Source organism: Duganella vulcania (genome assembly GCF_009857655.1).
In the GTDB taxonomy this organism is placed as follows: Bacteria; Pseudomonadota; Gammaproteobacteria; order Burkholderiales; family Burkholderiaceae_D; genus Rugamonas; species Rugamonas vulcania.
In genome coordinates, this window is the sequence record NZ_WWCX01000005.1 from 110,523 (window position 1) to 126,417 (window position 15,895).

Annotated in this window: 17 protein-coding genes; 9 read left to right on the forward strand and 8 right to left on the reverse strand. The window is 65.1% G+C overall.

Going from position 1 to position 15,895, the window contains the following annotated elements; all coding sequences use genetic code 11:
* The first annotated feature begins 17 nt into the window (after nucleotides 1-17).
* Both hpnC and GTP90_RS06525 read left to right on the forward strand, forming a co-directional pair.
* Nucleotides 18-860 carry a squalene synthase HpnC gene (gene hpnC / locus GTP90_RS06520; protein ID WP_161082723.1) on the forward strand — a complete coding sequence of 281 codons (843 nt, stop codon included), beginning with the start codon at nucleotides 18-20 and terminating at the stop codon, nucleotides 858-860.
* Nucleotides 861-962: 102 nt separating this feature from the next.
* Nucleotides 963-1,160 (forward strand): hypothetical protein, encoded by a 198-nt coding sequence (locus GTP90_RS06525; protein ID WP_161082724.1) that lies wholly within the window; start codon nucleotides 963-965, stop codon nucleotides 1,158-1,160.
* On the opposite strand, the gene GTP90_RS06530 is transcribed toward GTP90_RS06525, so the two are convergent.
* The 3 genes from GTP90_RS06530 to GTP90_RS06540 form a co-directional block, all read right to left on the reverse strand.
* The gene (locus GTP90_RS06530) at nucleotides 1,149-1,448 is read right to left on the reverse strand and encodes a hypothetical protein (RefSeq protein WP_161082725.1); all 300 of its coding nucleotides are present in this window, start codon (nucleotides 1,446-1,448) and stop codon (nucleotides 1,149-1,151) included. The two genes, GTP90_RS06525 and GTP90_RS06530, sit on opposite strands and share 12 nt — an antisense overlap.
* Nucleotides 1,449-1,532: 84 nt before the next feature.
* Nucleotides 1,533-1,943 carry a VOC family protein gene (locus GTP90_RS06535; RefSeq protein WP_161082726.1) on the reverse strand — a complete coding sequence of 137 codons (411 nt, stop codon included), beginning with the start codon at nucleotides 1,941-1,943 and terminating at the stop codon, nucleotides 1,533-1,535.
* Nucleotides 1,940-2,374 (reverse strand): VOC family protein, encoded by a 435-nt coding sequence (locus GTP90_RS06540; protein WP_161082727.1) that lies wholly within the window; start codon nucleotides 2,372-2,374, stop codon nucleotides 1,940-1,942. Before GTP90_RS06540 ends, GTP90_RS06535 begins: the two co-directional genes overlap by 4 nt.
* A gap of 148 nt (nucleotides 2,375-2,522) precedes the next feature.
* On the opposite strand from GTP90_RS06540, the gene hpnD reads away from it, so the two are divergent.
* The 5 genes from hpnD (at nucleotide 2,523) to GTP90_RS06565 (ending at nucleotide 6,633) form a co-directional block, all read left to right on the forward strand.
* On the forward strand, nucleotides 2,523-3,356 hold the full coding sequence (gene hpnD, locus GTP90_RS06545) for a presqualene diphosphate synthase HpnD (RefSeq protein WP_161082728.1): 834 nt from the start codon (nucleotides 2,523-2,525) through the stop codon (nucleotides 3,354-3,356).
* Nucleotides 3,349-4,755: a hydroxysqualene dehydroxylase HpnE gene (hpnE, locus tag GTP90_RS06550; protein ID WP_161082729.1), complete on the forward strand. Its 1,407-nt coding sequence runs from the start codon at nucleotides 3,349-3,351 to the stop codon at nucleotides 4,753-4,755. The genes hpnD and hpnE overlap by 8 nt, the downstream gene beginning before the upstream one ends.
* Nucleotides 4,756-4,871: 116 nt before the next feature.
* Nucleotides 4,872-5,009, forward strand: coding sequence for a hypothetical protein (locus GTP90_RS06555; RefSeq protein ID WP_161082730.1), 138 nt, complete (start codon nucleotides 4,872-4,874; stop codon nucleotides 5,007-5,009).
* 4 nt (nucleotides 5,010-5,013) lie between these two features.
* Nucleotides 5,014-5,814, forward strand: coding sequence for a DUF1700 domain-containing protein (locus tag GTP90_RS06560; RefSeq protein ID WP_161082731.1), 801 nt, complete (start codon nucleotides 5,014-5,016; stop codon nucleotides 5,812-5,814).
* Nucleotides 5,815-5,826: 12 nt separating this feature from the next.
* Entirely contained in the window at nucleotides 5,827-6,633 is an 807-nt protein-coding gene (locus tag GTP90_RS06565) for a head GIN domain-containing protein (RefSeq protein ID WP_161082732.1), read from the forward strand.
* Between the two features lies 1 nt (nucleotide 6,634).
* Here the strand turns inward: GTP90_RS06565 and GTP90_RS06570 are convergent, their stop codons facing one another.
* Complete coding sequence (locus GTP90_RS06570; RefSeq protein ID WP_161082733.1) at nucleotides 6,635-7,870, reverse strand: TIGR03862 family flavoprotein; 1,236 nt, start codon at nucleotides 7,868-7,870, stop codon at nucleotides 6,635-6,637.
* Between the two features lie 38 nt (nucleotides 7,871-7,908).
* Here GTP90_RS06570 and GTP90_RS06575 point away from each other — a divergent pair, with 38 nt between their 5' ends.
* Complete coding sequence (locus GTP90_RS06575) at nucleotides 7,909-8,160, forward strand: hypothetical protein (protein ID WP_161082734.1); 252 nt, start codon at nucleotides 7,909-7,911, stop codon at nucleotides 8,158-8,160.
* Between the two features lie 10 nt (nucleotides 8,161-8,170).
* Here the strand turns inward: GTP90_RS06575 and moaD are convergent, their stop codons facing one another.
* Genes moaD through thrC form a run of 3 tightly spaced genes read right to left on the reverse strand, consistent with a single transcriptional unit; the run spans nucleotide 8,171 to nucleotide 11,141 of the window.
* The gene (gene moaD / locus GTP90_RS06580) at nucleotides 8,171-8,425 is read right to left on the reverse strand and encodes a molybdopterin converting factor subunit 1 (RefSeq protein WP_161082735.1); all 255 of its coding nucleotides are present in this window, start codon (nucleotides 8,423-8,425) and stop codon (nucleotides 8,171-8,173) included.
* Nucleotides 8,425-9,660 carry a molybdopterin molybdotransferase MoeA gene (locus GTP90_RS06585; RefSeq protein ID WP_161082736.1) on the reverse strand — a complete coding sequence of 412 codons (1,236 nt, stop codon included), beginning with the start codon at nucleotides 9,658-9,660 and terminating at the stop codon, nucleotides 8,425-8,427. Before GTP90_RS06585 ends, moaD begins: the two co-directional genes overlap by 1 nt.
* 2 nt (nucleotides 9,661-9,662) lie before the next feature.
* Nucleotides 9,663-11,141, reverse strand: a complete 1,479-nt coding sequence (thrC, locus tag GTP90_RS06590; RefSeq protein WP_161082737.1) for a threonine synthase — start codon at nucleotides 11,139-11,141, stop codon at nucleotides 9,663-9,665.
* Between the two features lie 189 nt (nucleotides 11,142-11,330).
* On the opposite strand from thrC, the gene GTP90_RS06595 reads away from it, so the two are divergent.
* Nucleotides 11,331-14,459 carry an EAL domain-containing protein gene (locus tag GTP90_RS06595; protein WP_161082738.1) on the forward strand — a complete coding sequence of 1,043 codons (3,129 nt, stop codon included), beginning with the start codon at nucleotides 11,331-11,333 and terminating at the stop codon, nucleotides 14,457-14,459.
* On the opposite strand, the gene GTP90_RS06600 is transcribed toward GTP90_RS06595, so the two are convergent.
* Nucleotides 14,460-15,863: an L-serine ammonia-lyase gene (locus tag GTP90_RS06600; RefSeq protein ID WP_161082739.1), complete on the reverse strand. Its 1,404-nt coding sequence runs from the start codon at nucleotides 15,861-15,863 to the stop codon at nucleotides 14,460-14,462.
* Nucleotides 15,864-15,895 lie beyond the last annotated feature (32 nt).

Consider the following 15,895-nt stretch of genomic DNA (forward strand, 5'->3'; position numbering starts at 1 on the left):
GCTTTTGGGCCAGTTTTATGCCGGTAGATCACTACGAGAATTTCCCTGTTGCATCTTTTCTACTGCCCAGCCGCTTGCGGCCGGCGGTGGAAGCGATCTACGCCTTTGCCCGCAGCGCCGACGACCTCGCCGATGAGGGCGACGCCGCGCCCGAGCAGCGGCTTGCCGAGCTGAACGCCTATGAAGCCGCGCTGGCCCAGATCGAGGCCGGCGGCACCCCGCACGATCCGATGTTCGAGCGGCTGGCGCAGGTGGTGCGCCAGTACGACCTGCCGCTCAAGCCGCTGTTCGACCTGCTGTCGGCCTTCAAACAGGACGTGCTGGTGAGCCGCTACGCCACCTACGATGCGCTGCTGGACTATTGCGCCCGCTCGGCCAATCCGGTCGGCTTCATGATGCTGCACCTGTACGGCCAGGCCGATGAAGAGAATATCCGCGATTCCGACGCCATCTGCACCGCACTGCAGCTGATCAACTTCCTGCAAGATGTGGCGATCGACATCCATAAGGAGCGCATCTACATCCCATTGGAGGATTTGAGCCGCTACGCCATTTCGCCGGCGGCGCTCGACCACGCCAGCGCCCGCCCCCGCTGGCGCTCCATGATGAAGTTTGAAGTGGACCGCGCCCGCGCGCTGATGCGAAGCGGCGCGCCATTGGCCCTGCGCCTGAATGGACGGATAGGTTTCGAGCTGCGCATGGTGGTGCAAGGCGGCCTGCGCATCCTGGACGCGATCGAGGCGGCCGAATACGACGTATTCCTGCACCGGCCCAAGCTCACCAGGCGCGACTGGCTGGGTATTTTCTGGGCGGCCGTGCGGATGAAGAAGCGGATGAAGGCGGTATTGAGGACCGCTTGAGGCGATCCCGCAGTCCAAAAATAGCCGAGCACGATTAGATCGTTTCCGCTGCACAATGTTCCTTCCCCATGCTACCTTCCCGGAAAATGGAGAGGTGGCATTATGATTATGGAAGATCGGTCGTCGCGACCGGATTTGGAAACATCGAAAGTGGTGGAATTGGGCGTGAACCTGCTGCAAAGCCGTGGACGGGCATTCGCGTCGGAGTTTCTGGTGCGCAGGAACATTCCATTCAGCGTCATCGTGCGGGTGCTGTCCGACCCGCCTGGCCGCCGCCGCGCAGGCAGCTTAAGGCGATAGCGCCGCGTTCGCCCCGTGCGACGGTGGCGGCTTGAGCAGCGAATCGCGCAGCGCGGCCGCGTCCGTCACCGATATCGCGGTATGACAATTGGCCCATTCATTCGAAATGCGCCACTCCTGGTAATCGCGCCCGCTGAGCTTGCGCTGTTGCTGTTCATTGAGCAGATGGCAGCGGCTCGCCACCTGCGCGGCCTCCTGCAGGTGCATTTCGTAATAGGTAGCGGATTTCATTGGGACATCGGCCGCGGCTGGCGCGCGGCCGCAGCCCCATAACAGTGGAATGAACAAGATGGCGGCGGCTGACTGCTGGTACATACGGGGCATCTCCAGGGAAACGTAACATATTGTATCCCCGATGATAACAACCCGTCGTCACAGTTGATTTGGTGCACCTTTCAACTCAACAACATTGCCCTCCGGGTCAGTCAGATAGATGGACGGCCCCTCTCCTTCCGCACCGTAGCGCGATTCCACTTGCCCTGCCTTCACTCCGTGCGCCAGCAGATGGACGCGGATGGCCGGCTCGTCGAAGGGCTCCACCCGCAGACAGAAATGGTCCATATTGCGCCCTTCGGCGCCGGGCGCTGCGCCGCCCACGCGGCCCAGCTTGCCATCCACCGGCACCAAGTCGATCAGGCTGCCGCCGGCGCGCAATTGCACCAGGCCGATTTCATCCTGCCGGCGCTCGATCGTGCAACCCAGCGCGCCGCAGTAAAAGTCAAGCATGCGCGCCAGATCGACGACGCGCAGCACCAGGTGATCGATTTCACGAATTTGTATCATGCATACATCTCATTCAAAAGGCGCTGCATTTCCGCGCCGGAGACCTGTTTCTGATGCGTGGCGATGGTCCAGGTATTACCGAACGGATCCATCACCCGCCCCTCGCGCGTGCCGAAGAACATATTGCCGACCGGGCTCAGCGCCTTCGCGCCGGACTCGATCGCCAGCGCCACAGTGGCATCGGCGTCCGGCACGTAGATCTGCGCCAGCAGCGGCTGCTCCGGCCAGCCCTCCATGGATTCACCCAGGTTGATGCGCGAATCGCCTATCCTCAGCTCGCAATGCACAACTTTGCCATCCGGCGTATGCAGGCGCAACAATTCTTCAGCGCCGAATACCTTCTGGTAATACGCGACCGCATCGGCCACATTGCTGACGATGCAGTTGGGTGTGACGGTGTTGCAGCCTTCCGGACGGCCAGTGGCATTCATGGAAGTTCCCCTTAGCTAGTGAACAATCTTGTTTAATTGAGAACTTGGAACTGTACTCCAATCCATGCCCGCTGTGCCGACAGTGGCCCACATTGTTACACTTAACCTATAGAATAGCGGCTTCGATGTCATCCTTGCTTTTTTATCCATGTCTCCCGACGACTACTGCCAGCAAAAGACCGCCCAGAGCGGCTCCAGTTTCTACTACAGCTTCCTGTTCCTGCCGCCGGAGCGTCGCCGCGCAATCACCGCCCTGTATGCGTTTTGCCGCGAAGTGGATGACACAGTCGACGAGTGCACCGACGAATCGGTCGCCCGCATCAAGCTGGCCTGGTGGCGCAAGGAAATCGCCAGCATGTACGAAGGCCAGCAGACCCACCCCGTCACGCAGGCGCTGCAGCCGCACCTGAGTCCGTACAACCTGCAACAGCAGCACCTGCAGGCCATCATCGACGGCATGGAGATGGACCTGAACCAGACCCGCTACCTCGACTACGCGGCGCTGACCAAGTACTGCTGGCACGTGGCCAGCGTGGTGGGCATCCTGTCGGCCAGCATCTTCGGCGCGACCCGCCCGGAGACGCTGCTGTACGCGGAAAAACTGGGCCACGCCTTCCAGCTGACCAATATCATCCGCGACGTCGGCGAAGACGCGCGCAAGGGCCGCATCTACCTGCCGATTAACGAGCTGCAGCAGTTCAACGTGACCGCCGCCGACCTGCTCAACGCCCGCCACAGCGAGAACTTCGAAAAGCTGATGGCCTTCCAGGCCGCGCGCGCGCAGAAGGTTTACGACGAAGCCTTCGCGCTGCTGCCGAAGGAAGACCGGCGCGCCCAGCGCCCCGGCCTGATGATGTCCGCCATCTACCGCACGCTGCTGGACGAAGTGCAGGCAGACGGCTTCCACGTGCTCACGCAGCGCATTTCGCTGACGCCGATCCGCAAGCTCTGGCTGGCGTGGAAGACCTACATTCGTGGCTAAGGAAGTCGCCGACCAGCGCACCGGCAAGGTCGAGCCGGGGCTGACTTCGCGCGCGGTCGCGGTGATCGGCGGCGGCTGGGCCGGTTGCGCGGCGGCCGTCGAACTGGCGCGCGCCGGCTACAAGGTCACGCAGCTGGAGGCCGCGCGCACATTGGGCGGCCGCGCGCGCCGCATCGAAACCGACCACCGCCACCTGGACAACGGCCAGCACATCCTGCTGGGCGCCTACAGCGAAACGCTGCGGCTGATGAAGCTGACCGGCGTGGACCGCGAGCAGGCCTTGCTGTCCCTTCCGCTGCAGATGCGCTACCCGGCCGGCAGCGGCGGCATGAACTTCGTCGCGCCGCGCCTGCCCGCGCCGCTGCACCTGGCGCTGGCGCTGCTGCGCGCCAAAGGGTTGCAGCGCGCCGATAAACTCAGCCTGGCGCGCTTCTCCACCACCGCGCGCTGGATGGGCTGGACCCTGCACACCGATTGCAGCGTGACGGAACTGCTGCAACGCTTCGACCAGACGCCGCGCCTGATCCAGCTGATGTGGCGCCCGCTCTGCCTGGCCGCCCTGAACACGCCGCCGGAACGCGCCTCGGCCCAGGTCTTCCTCAACGTGCTGCGCGACAGCCTGGGCGCCAAACGCAGCGCCTCGGACATGCTGCTGCCGCGCGCCGACCTGTCCGCCCTGCTGCCCGAGGCGGCGGCGGCCTACGTCGAGGCGCACGGCGGCTCGGTGCGCACCGGCGCCAAGGTGCAGGCGTTGCGCTCCATCGAAGGCCGCCTGTGGCAGCTCGACATCAGCGGCGCCGCCGTGGGCGGCAACTGGAGCACCTATTTCAGCGGCGTGGTGCTGGCCACCGGCGCCAGCCAAGCCGCCACGCTACTGCACGCGATACCGGACTGCGACACCTCCGCCCTGTGCAGCCAGCTGACCGCGTTCGAGCCGGAAGCCATCACCACCTGCTACCTGCAATACGACGCCGCGACCCGGCTGGAACTGCCCTTCTTCGCCCTGCTGGACGACCCGGACAACCATCAATGGGGCCAGTTCGTGTTCGACCGCGGCCAGCTCGACGCCGGCCAGGCCGGCCTGCTGGCGGTGGTCATCAGCGCCTCCGGCAGCGCCACCGCGCAAAGCCAGGACCTGCTGGCCGAGGCGGTGGCGGTCCAGCTGGCGGCGGTTTTCCAGCGCCCGGAGCTGGGCCGGCCGAAGTGGTTCAAGGTCATCACCGAGAAGCGCGCCACCTACGCCTGCGCGCCCGGCGTGTCCCGCCCGGCCAACGACAGCGGCCTGCCCGGCCTGGTCATCGCCGGCGACTACACCGCCGGCGACTACCCTGCCACGCTGGAATCGGCGGTCCGCAGCGGAGTCGCCGCCGCCGCGCTGCTCAAGGGGGCCACCATCTAGTCCCCGGTTTTGGTCGTCTGCCCCGCTATTTATGCAGCCTGTCTCATGCCGATGGCGCCTGGCCGGGCGCTTGCGTACAGTAGCATCATCGACAAAAGACCAACATTGGAATCAACATGAACATCGCCCTCAGCCTCAAAACCCTTGCCTTGATCGCCTTCGTCGCGGCCAGCACGGTGGCCATCGTGCAGACCGCGCCGGTGGCAAGCAGCGCGATGGCCATGGCACACAACAGCGCAACATTAGGTATTTGATATCATGAACAAGCAGGCATACCTCGACGCGCTCAAACAGGCCATGCAGGGCCTGCCCCCGGAAACGGTGGCCAAGACCCTGGCCTATTACGAGCAGCGCTTCATCGACGGCCTGGTCGCCGGCCGCAGCGAGGCGGAGGTGTACAAGGAGCTCGACGAACCACGCAAGGTCGCCATGACCTTGCGCGCCAACGTCCACCTGAACGCCTTCGAGCAAAAGAAAACCCCGGTCAACCTGGCCCGCATGGTGGTGTCCTTCATCGGCCTGGCCATCTTCAACCTGTTCATGGTGATCCCGGCGATGGTGTACGCCTCGCTGCTGGGCGCCGTCTACATCTCGGCCTTCGCCTTCTACATCGCCGGCATCGCACTGGTGTCGAGCGGCCTGTCGGGCCAGAACGAGCTGGCGCTGGAAGGCCCGCTGCGCCATGTGATGGCGTTCACCAACTCGCACTTCGACACGGACCAGGAAGAACAGGATATCCAGGGCTGGCGCATGGCGATCAACAGCATGGGCGTCCAGATCAACAAGGACCCGGCCAACACCGACAACAGCACCAGCGGCGACGAGAACCTGAGCCGCAGCGGACGCCTGCTGAACCGCGCCGAGGCGGTCGCCACCGGCGACCTGCACATCACCACCGATTTCGACAGCGGCGCCCGCACCAGCCAGTCGCTGATCGGCTTCGGCCTGATACTGGGCGGGATCGCGCTTTGCCTGATCAGCATCGTCGTCACCCGCTACACCATGATCGGCCTGAAACGGTATATCGCAATGAACGTGTCCCTGCTTCGCGGACGCTAAGGAGGCATGACCATGCGCGCATTATTGAAAATCGGGACCAGCCTGTTGCTGCTGTCCTTCGTCCTGATCGCCATCAGCTACAGCATGTTGAAGGCTTACGGCAGCACCAGCCCGACCAGCTCCGCCGGACGCGCCCTGGGCAGCGAAACCCGCAAGATCGACGCCATGGCCACCGCGGTGGAACTCAACGGCCCGATCGACCTGATTCTGATCCAGGGTCCGGTGGCGTCGCTGAAGGTGCGCGGCGAACAGCGTTCGCTGGCCAATATCGAAACCATCCAGGACGGCCGCGACCTGCACATCGGCACCAAGGGCATGCTGCTCAATCCGCGCCACCCATTGCAGGTGGAGCTGGTGCTGCCGCAGCTGGAAGAGCTGGCGGTGCGCAGCAGCGGCGAGACCAAGGTGACGGGCTTCAACGGCGACAAGCTGGAACTGCAACTGCACGGCTCGGGCAATGTGAACTTCACCGGCCGCTATCGCGAACTGACCGCCGGCGCCCATGGCAGCGGCCATCTGAACCTGAACGCGGGCAGCAGCGAGAATGTGGAGCTGGAGCTGGTCGGCTCGGGCCAGATCACCTCTTCCGGCAGCTGCAAGACACTGAACGCCGAGTTGACCGGTTCCGGCGACCTCGATGCGCGCCACCTGGCTTCGGAAAAGGTGACGGTCAACCTGAAGGGCTCCGGCACCAGCCAGGTGTTCGCCAAGCAGTCGGCGGACCTGACGCTGCGTGGCAGCGGCGATATCCGCGTATTCGGCAATCCCGACAACCGCAACGTCAGCCGCACCGGTTCCGGCGACGTGACCTGGGAATAAATCAGCCGCGCTTCAGCCAAGCCAGGACATCGCGTCCCGCCGCCTGGCCGCCGGCCAGGCAGGCCGTCAGCAGATAGCCGCCGGTGGGCGCTTCCCAGTCCACCATCTCGCCGGCCACGAACACGCCCGGCGCCGACTTCAACATCGTCCCCTCCAGCGCATCCCAGCGCACGCCGCCGGCGCTGCTGATCGCCTCGTCGATCGGGCGTGGCCGCAGCAGGCGCACCGGCAGCCGCTTGATGGCCTGCGCCAGCTGGTCCTCGTCCGCATACTGTTCCTTGCCCAGGCACTCGCGCAGCAGGCCGGCCTTGACGCCCTTGATGCCAAGGCGGCTTTGCAGATGGCTGGCCATCGAGCGCGCGCCGCGCGGGCGCGCCACCTCGTCCGCCACCCGCTGCGGCGACAGGTCCGGCAGCAGGTCGAGATGGATGGTGGTGCTGCCATTTGCTGCGATCTGGTCGCGCAGCGCGGCCGACAAGGCATAGATCAAACTGCCCTCGACGCCGCCCTGGGTGACGACGAACTGCCCCTGCTTGCGGAATTCCTTGCCGTCCGCGCCGGTGGAGATGATGGCGACGGTGGTCAGCGGCTCGCCCGCGTGGCGGCTGCTGAAATGCTCGCTCCAGTCGACGTCGAAGCCGCAGTTGGCCGGCGCCAGCGGCGCCACGCCGACGCCGCGCGCCGCCAGCAGCGGCACCCATGCGCCATCCGAACCCAATCGCGCCCAGCTGCCGCCGCCCAAGGCCAGCACCACCGCGTCGGCGCGCACCAGCAGTTCGCCGTCGGGGGTATCCATCAGCAGCGCGTCGTCGCGCCAGCCCAGCCAGCGGTGGCGCATGTGGAACCGCACACCGCTTTCGCGCAACCGATGCAGCCAGGCGCGCAGCAATGGCGCGGCCTTCATATCGGTCGGGAACACGCGGCCCGAGGTGCCGATGAAGGTGTCCACGCCCAGCCCATGCACCCAGTCGCGCACGTCTTGCGGGCCGAAGGCGTCGAGCATGGGGCGCAACGGTGCGGTCCCCTTGCCGTAGCGCGTCACGAAATCGGCATACGGTTCGGCGTGCGTGATGTTCATGCCGCCGCGCCCGGCCAGCAGGAACTTGCGGCCGACCGACGGCATCGCGTCATAGACGTCGACCTGCGCCCCGCCCTGGGCCAGGGTTTGGGCGGCCATCAGCCCGGCAGGACCGCCGCCGATGACGGCGACACGAAAAGGTGTCAAACTAGACTGCATGAATTCGGTCCGATATGAGACAAAGTACAGGAGATACGATGGGCGCCACTTTTTGGATTAAACGCTATTTGCAAGCCGCAGTGCCCTTGTTTTTGATACTGGCGGCGGTGGAGTGGTTCAAAGGCTCGACCGCGCGCGAAGACTACGTGAGCGCCGCCGTCTGGGCGCTGTTCGCGGCGGCCATTTTCACCTACGCGGCATGGCGCCGCTACCGCAACAATCAGGCCTGCGCCTTGTGCGATAACCTGGACGCGGCGCGCGGCGCCGGCGCCAAGCCTAAAAAGCGCTAGGCCTCAGGCCTCAGCCGCCGGTCACCGGCGGGAAGAACGCCACCTCGGCGCCGTCGGCCAGCGCCGTATCGGCGCCGCACATTACCTGGTTGCAGGCCATGCGCAATGCCGGGTTGCCCAGCGCCTGCTGCCAGGCCTCGCCGCGCGCGGCCAGGTGGGCGCGCAAGGTGCCAACGGTGCCCACGCCGGCCGGCAGGTCCAGCGTCTCGGACGATGCGCCCAGCGCCTCGCGCACGCTGGCGAAAAATTTTACGGTAACAGACATCAGTGCATTAACTCGCTAAACGGTATAAATCGAACGGCGTCGCCGGCCGCGATGGCCTGGCCCGGCGGATTATCGATCACGCCATCGCCCCACACGGTCGACGTCAATACGCCGGAACTCTGGTTGGTGAACAGTTCAAGGCCCCCGGCCGCGTTGATGCGGGCGCGCAGGAATTCGTTGCGCTTGTCCGCCTTCGGCCAGTTGAAATCGGCGCGCATGGTGAACGCGCGCGGCGCCAGCGCCTCGGTCACGCCCTGCAGGCGCAGCACGAACGGGCGAACGAACATCAGGAAGGTGATGAAGCTCGACACCGGATTGCCCGGCAGGCCGACAAAGAAGGCCTGCCCCACCTCGCCGAACGCCAGCGGCTTGCCCGGCTTGACGGCGATCTGCCACATATTCAGCTTGCCCTCCGCCTCGACGGCGGGCTTGATGTGATCCTCCTCGCCGACCGACACCCCGCCGGAGGTGATGATCAGGTCATGCCCTTGCGCGCACTCGCGCAGCACCGAGCGGGTGGCCTCCAGCGAATCGGGCACGATGCCGAAATCGCTGATCTCGCAGCCCAGGTTTTCCAGCAGCGCGCGCAACGTGAAGCGGTTGGAGTTGTAGATGGCGCCGGGCGCCAGCGGCTCGCCCGGCATCGTCAACTCGTCGCCGGTGAAGAACACGGCCACACGCAGCCTGCGCTTGACCGGCAGCTCGGCCAGGCCGACCGAGGCGGCCAGTCCCAGCTCCTGGCTGCGCAGGCGCGTGCCGGCCGGCAGGATGATGCTGCCGTTGGTGATGTCCTCGCCGGCGCGGCGTATCCATTCGCCGGACTTGGGCGTGTGGCGGATCGTGACCACGTTGCCGGCCAATTCACACTGCTCCTGCATGACCACCGCGTCCGCGCCTTCCGGAATCAGCGCGCCGGTGAAGATGCGCGCGGCGGTCCCCGGCAGCAAAGGCTGGCCGACATGGCCGGCCGGGATGCGCTGCGACACCGTCAGCGCCGCGCGGCCGCTGGCGCAATCGGCGGCGCGTACCGCGTAGCCATCCATCTGCGTGTTGTCCATGCCCGGCACGTTCATGCCCGACACCTGCGCCTTCGCCAGCACGCGGCCGTTGGCCGACAGCGTCGATACGACTTCAACGTCGGCCACGGGACGCGCGGCGGCGGCCATCAGGGCCAGCGCCTCGGCGACCGCCAGCATCGGCTTGGCCTGGAACTTGGGCTTGGATTCGTCGCTCATGGTTACAGGCCGGTGTTGGCGGCGATGTAGGCTTTCATCTTCTCCACGTCCGGCGGCATGACGACGAACTTCTGCGGCAGGTCTTCGATGTTCTCGAAGCCTTCCGGACGTTCGGCGTCCTCACCCAGCGCATCGAGGATGGTTTCGTTGAACTTGGCGGCCAGCGCGGTCTCCAGCACGATCATCGTCACGCCGGGTTCCAGGTTCTCGCGTGCGACCTTGATGCCGTCGGCGGTGTGAGTGTCGATGACGATACCGTAATCGTCGGCCACGTCGCGGATCGTGTTCAGGCGGTCCTCGTGGGTCGACTTGCCGGACTTGAAGCCGTACTTGGCCACCAGCTTGAACTCGTCGCCGTCGCTGCCCGGTTTGCCGGACAGGTCGAAGCCGCCGTGGGTTTCCACTTTCTGGAACAGCGCGCGGGTGCGGTCGCCGTCGCGGCCCACCAGGTCGTAGATGAAGCGCTCGAAGTTGGACGCCTTGGAGATGTCCATCGACGGGCTGCTGGTGTGATAGGTCTCGGACGACTTGCGCACGCGGTACACGCCGGTGCGGAAGAACTCATCGAGCACGTCGTTTTCGTTGGTGGCGGCGACCAGCTTGTCGATCGGGAGGCCCATCATGCGGGCGATATGGCCGGCGCAGATATTGCCGAAGTTCCCCGACGGGACGGTGAAGGACACCTTCTGGTCGTTCGAGGTGGTCGCCGACAGGTAACCACGGAAGTAGTACACCACCTGCGCCACCACGCGCGCCCAGTTGATCGAGTTGACGGTGCCTATCTTCTGTTTGGCCTTGAACGGCAGGTCGTTGGAGACCGCCTTGACCATGTCCTGCGCGTCATCGAACACGCCTTCGATGGCGATGTTGAAGATGTTCGGGTCCTGCAGGGAGAACATCTGCGCGGTCTGGAAGGCGCTCATCTTCTTGTGCGGCGACAGCATGAACACGCGGATGCCCTTCTTGCCGCGCATCGCATATTCGGCGGCGCTGCCGGTGTCGCCGGAGGTGGCGCCGAAGATGTTCAGCTGCGCGTTGTGCTTGGCCAGCGTGTATTCGAACAGATTGCCCAGCAACTGCATCGCCATGTCCTTGAAGGCCAGGGTCGGGCCGTTGGACAGCGCCTGCAATACCAGCTTGGTGCCGTTCGCCCCCTCTTCAAGCACGCGCAAAGGCGTGATCTGGCTGGCTTTTTCGCCTTTGCGGGCGTTTTTGTAGACTTCCTTGGTGTAGGTCTTGGCGGTCAGCGCGCGCAGGTCGGCTTCCGGAATATCGGTCGCGAACTTCTTCAGGATCTCGTAGGCCAGGTCGGCGTAGGACAGCTGGCGCCATGCATCGAGTTCGGCGCCGGTCACTTGCGGGTATGCGGTCGGCAGGAACAGGCCACCATCGGCTGCCAGGCCACCCAGCAGGATGTCGGAGAATTGTTGGGAAGAAGACGAAGCGGCCGATGCGGCGGCGCGGGTAGACACGTATTGCATAGATTAGAAAGTCCGGTTGAGCTGACGGATAAAAGGCAGAACGGTACAAAGCGAGCGGATATTATAGTGCGCCGCGCCGGTTCCCGTGAAATTCGCGTTGTTTTATGGTTATCGGCGCCGGGCGTGGGGCTGGCCTTGCGCTTGTCCCGCACTCTATACTATGAGGCACACTCTCAAAAAAATAGCGAAATGAGCCCGACAGCCAACCGCCAGCCCTACCGTTTCGCCTATTATCTGTGGCTTTGCCTGGGGTTCCTGCTGGTCGCCGCGCTGGCCTTTTCGGTCTACGTGTGGACGGAAAAGCGCATCGACCGCGCCAATGCCCTGCGCTACCAGTCCCATAACATCGTCGGCGAGTTGCGGCAGTCGTCGGACGACCTGACCCGCATGGCACGCAGCTATGTGATCACCGGCGACGAACGCTATCGGCAGCATTATCAGGAAATCATCGAGATTCGCGAAGGCCGCCTGCCGCGCCCGCAGGACTACGACAACGTCTATTGGGACCTGGTGCTGGACCCGACGCACCGGCCACGCCCTGCGGGTCCCGCCATCCCCTTGCTGGAAATGATGCGCGCCGAGGGCTTCAGCACGGCGGAACTGGCGCTGCTCGCCGAAGCCAAGCAGAACTCCGACCGCCTGACCGGCATCGAACACGCGGCCATCGCCATCCGTGCCGGCGGCGATCCGCAGGCGCTGCCAGGCGCCATGGCGATGCTGCATGACGCGGCCTACCATCGCGCCAAGGCCGACATCATGCGGCCAATCGGGGAAGTCAACGCCAGTGTGGACCTGCGCACCAGCGAAGCTGTGGCTGATGCGACACACGATGCCAACATCGCGCGCATCACGTTCGCGCTCATCGCGCTGCTGCTGGTGCTGCTCCTGTGGCGCACCAAGCGGGGACTGGACGCGGCGCTGGGCTGCGGCGTCGACCAACTGCGCGCCGGCATCGAGCGTCTGGGCCGGGGCGACTTTGCCGAAGCGCTGGTGGTTCCGCCGGCGGCGCGCAACAGCGTCTGGGGATGGCTGGCGCAAACGCAGCAAAGCCTGGCGCGGCTCGACGCCGAGCGCGAGGCCGCGCTGGAGCGCATGCGGCGTGTCAGCAGGCTGTACTCCGCGCTCAGCCTGTGCAACCAGGCCATCGTGCGCTGCGGCAGCGAGGAGGAATTATTCGAACAGATTTGCCAGGCCGTCGTCACCCACGGCGGCATGAAGATGGCCTGGATCGGCATGGTCGATCATGAAGCCGGGCGGGTGATGCCCGTGGCCTCGGCCGGCAACGGCACCGAATATCTGGCCAACCTGCAGGTATCGCTGGACGCCGCCGAGCCGCAGGGACGCGGTCCGATCGGCCTGGCCTTCCGCAGCGGAGAACCGTATTGGTGCCAGGATTTCGTCAACGCGCAGGAAACGGCAAACTGGCATCAGGTGGGCGCGCGCTACGGCTGGAGGGCGTCGGCATCGATCCCGCTGCGGCGCAAAGGCCGGGTGGTCGGCCTGTTCTGCCCCTATGCCGACACCGTCAACGCGTTCGACGAGGAAGTGCGCTCGCTGCTGCTGGAGATGCAGCTGGATGTCGAATTCGCGCTGCAGAACTTCGACCAGCGAACCGCCCGCAAACAGGCCGAGGAATCGCTGCGCACCAGCGAGCAGCACCTGCGCACCATCATCGAGACCGACCCCGAATGCATCATGCTGATCGACGCCGGGCGCCGCATGGTGCAGATCAACGCCGCCGGACTGGCGATCATGGGCGCGGAATCGCTGGAGCAATTGCAGCGGCACGACGCGGTCGACCTGATCGTGACTGAATACCGGGAAGCGTTCCTGGCGCTGCACCAACGCGTGATCGGCGGCGAACCCGGACGGCTGGAGTTCAAGATACAAGGCCTCAACGGAAGCATCCGTTGGCTGGAAACGCACGCCGCGCCGATGGACGGCGCCGCAGGCCAGCGCCTGCTGCTGGGGATCACCCGCGACGTCACCGACCGCAAGCTGGCCGACGAACGCATACAGTACCTGGCGCGCTACGATCCCCTGACAGGACTGCCGAACCGCGCGCAATTGCAGGAACATGCGCGCCTCGCGCTGGCCATAGCGGAGCGCAACCAGGAGCCGATGGCGGTGCTGATGCTGGACCTGGACCATTTCAAGGACATCAACGACTCGCTGGGCCACAGCATCGGCGACGACCTGCTGCGCGAGCTGGCCAAGCGCCTGCGCGGCGGCTTGCGCGCGCAGGACATTCTCGCGCGGTTGGGTGGCGATGAGTTCATTTTCATACTCCAGCGGGTGGAGGCCGACGAGGCGGCAGACGTGGCGAGCAAACTGCTCGACCTGATCGACCAGCCCTTCCGCGTCGGTCCACACGACCTGAAGGTGACCGGATCGATAGGCGTGGCGATGTACCCGGCCGACGGCGGCGACCTGGAAACCCTGCTGCAGCGGGCCGACGCCGCCATGTACCAGGTCAAGCACAGCGGCCGCCACGGGCTGCGCTTCTTCACCGCGGCCATGCAGCAGAAGGCCGCGCGCCATCTGCAACTGGTCAACGCGCTGCGCTACGCGCTGGAGCGCGAGCAGATGCACGTGGTCTACCAGCCGCAAATGTCGCTGATCGAGCGGCGCATCGTCGGCGCGGAGGCGCTGCTGCGCTGGAGCACCCCGGAACTTGGCACGGTGTCGCCGGCAGAATTCATTCCGGCCGCCGAGGAAAGCGGCTTGATACAGTCCATCGGCACCTGGGTGCTGCGCCAGGCCGTGCGCCAGGCGCGGGCTTGGCTGGATCTGGGGCTGCCGCCCATCGTCATGGCGGTCAACCTGTCCGCCATCCAGTTCCGCTACCGGGAACTGCCGGCTCTCATTACGCGGATACTGGACGAGGAAGGCCTGCCGCCGGAATACCTGGAGCTGGAATTGACGGAGGCGGTGGCGGCGCATGATCCGCAGGGCGCCATCGCGATCATGAACGAGCTGCACGAGCGCGGCGTGCGGATGTCGATCGACGATTTCGGCACCGGCTTCTCGTCGCTGAGTCATCTGAAGAAGTTCAAGGTCTATAAGCTGAAGATCGACCAGTCCTTCGTGCGCGACATCAGCACCGACGCCGAGGACAAGGCCATCGTCAGCGCCATCATCAACATGGCGCGCAGCCTCGGTTTGAAGACCATCGCCGAGGGCGTGGAGACGGCGGAGCAACTGGCCTTCCTGCGCGCGCAGCAGTGCGATGAAATGCAGGGCTACTACTTCAGCAAACCGGTGCAGCCGGCGGCGTTCCAGCAGCTGTCGCTGGAGATGGCCGCCAAGGACCTCTGATCAGCAGGCCGCGTGGTTGACGGTGATGACGTGGATCGCCAGGCCGCCCAGCGAGGTTTCCTTGTACTTGGCCTGCATGTCGGCGCCGGTCTGGCGCATGGTTTCGATCACTTCGTCGAGGCTGACGAAGTGGGTGCCGTCGCCCTTCAGGGCCAGCGAGGCGGCCGTGATGGCCTTGACCGCGCCCATGCCGTTACGCTCGATGCAGGGAATCTGCACCAGGCCGCCGATCGGGTCGCAGGTCATGCCGAGGTGGTGCTCGATGCCGATTTCCGCCGCGTTTTCAATCTGGTTGTTGGTACCGCCCAGCGCCGCCACCAGGCCCGCCGCCGCCATCGCACAGGCCACGCCGACCTCGCCCTGGCAGCCGATTTCCGCGCCCGAGATCGAGGCGTTCCGCTTGCACAGCATGCCGATGGCCGCAGCCGTCAGCATGAAGTTGCGCACGCCGGTGACCGGGTCGCTCGGCTTGCAGTCTTCCGCGTAGTAGCGCAGCACCGCCGGGATGATGCCGGCCGCGCCGTTGGTCGGCGCCGTCACGACGCGCCCGCCGGCGGCGTTTTCCTCGTTGACCGCCATTGCGTACAGGCTGACCTGGTGCAGCGCGTCGTGCGGCAGGTCGTTGGAGCGGTTGTCGGACGCCTTGGCGTCGCTGGCCTGCTTCCAAAGGTTGGCGGCGCGGCGCTTGACATGCAGGCCGCCCGGCAGTTGGCCCGCCGTTTCAAGGCCGTGGGCGATGCAGTCGCGCATGACGTGCCAGATCTTGTCGATGCCGGCGTTCAGCTCATCGTCGGTACGTTTGACGTTCTCGTTCGCGCGCAGCATCTGCGGGATGGTCAGGCCGGTGCGTTCGCCGTGGGCCAGCAGCTGGTCCATGGTGTCGAAGGCGAAGGGAATCGCGGCGGCGGGCGCGCTGCCCACCATCGGCGCGGCCTGGTGGGCCTCGCCCTCCTCTTTAATGAAGCCGCCGCCGACCGAGTAGTACACCTTGCTGAAGGTGCTGCCGTCGGCGCGGGTCAGCGTGAAGCGCATGCCATTCGGGTGCTCGGCCAGCGACTCGGCCATGTGGAAGATCAAGTTTGTGCCGCGCTTGAACGGCACCTTGTGGGAACCTAACAACAAAAGCTCGCCCATTTCTTCGGCTTTTGCCAGTTGAGAGTCGACACTGGTGGGCACCACGTCCTGCGGAGTCTCGCCCATCAGGCCGAGGATCACCGCCTTGTCGGTGGCGTGGCCGACGCCGGTCAGCGCCAGCGAGCCATACAGCTCGGCGGTGACGCCGGTGACGTCGTTCAGCGGAGCGCTATCGAGCAAAAAACGGCGCGCCGCCACCATCGGTCCCACGGTGTGGGAACTCGACGGCCCTATGCCGATTTTAAACAGGTCGAATACGCTCATGTCCATCAGTTGTCTCTCTCTTTTTTATGTGTGTTTTA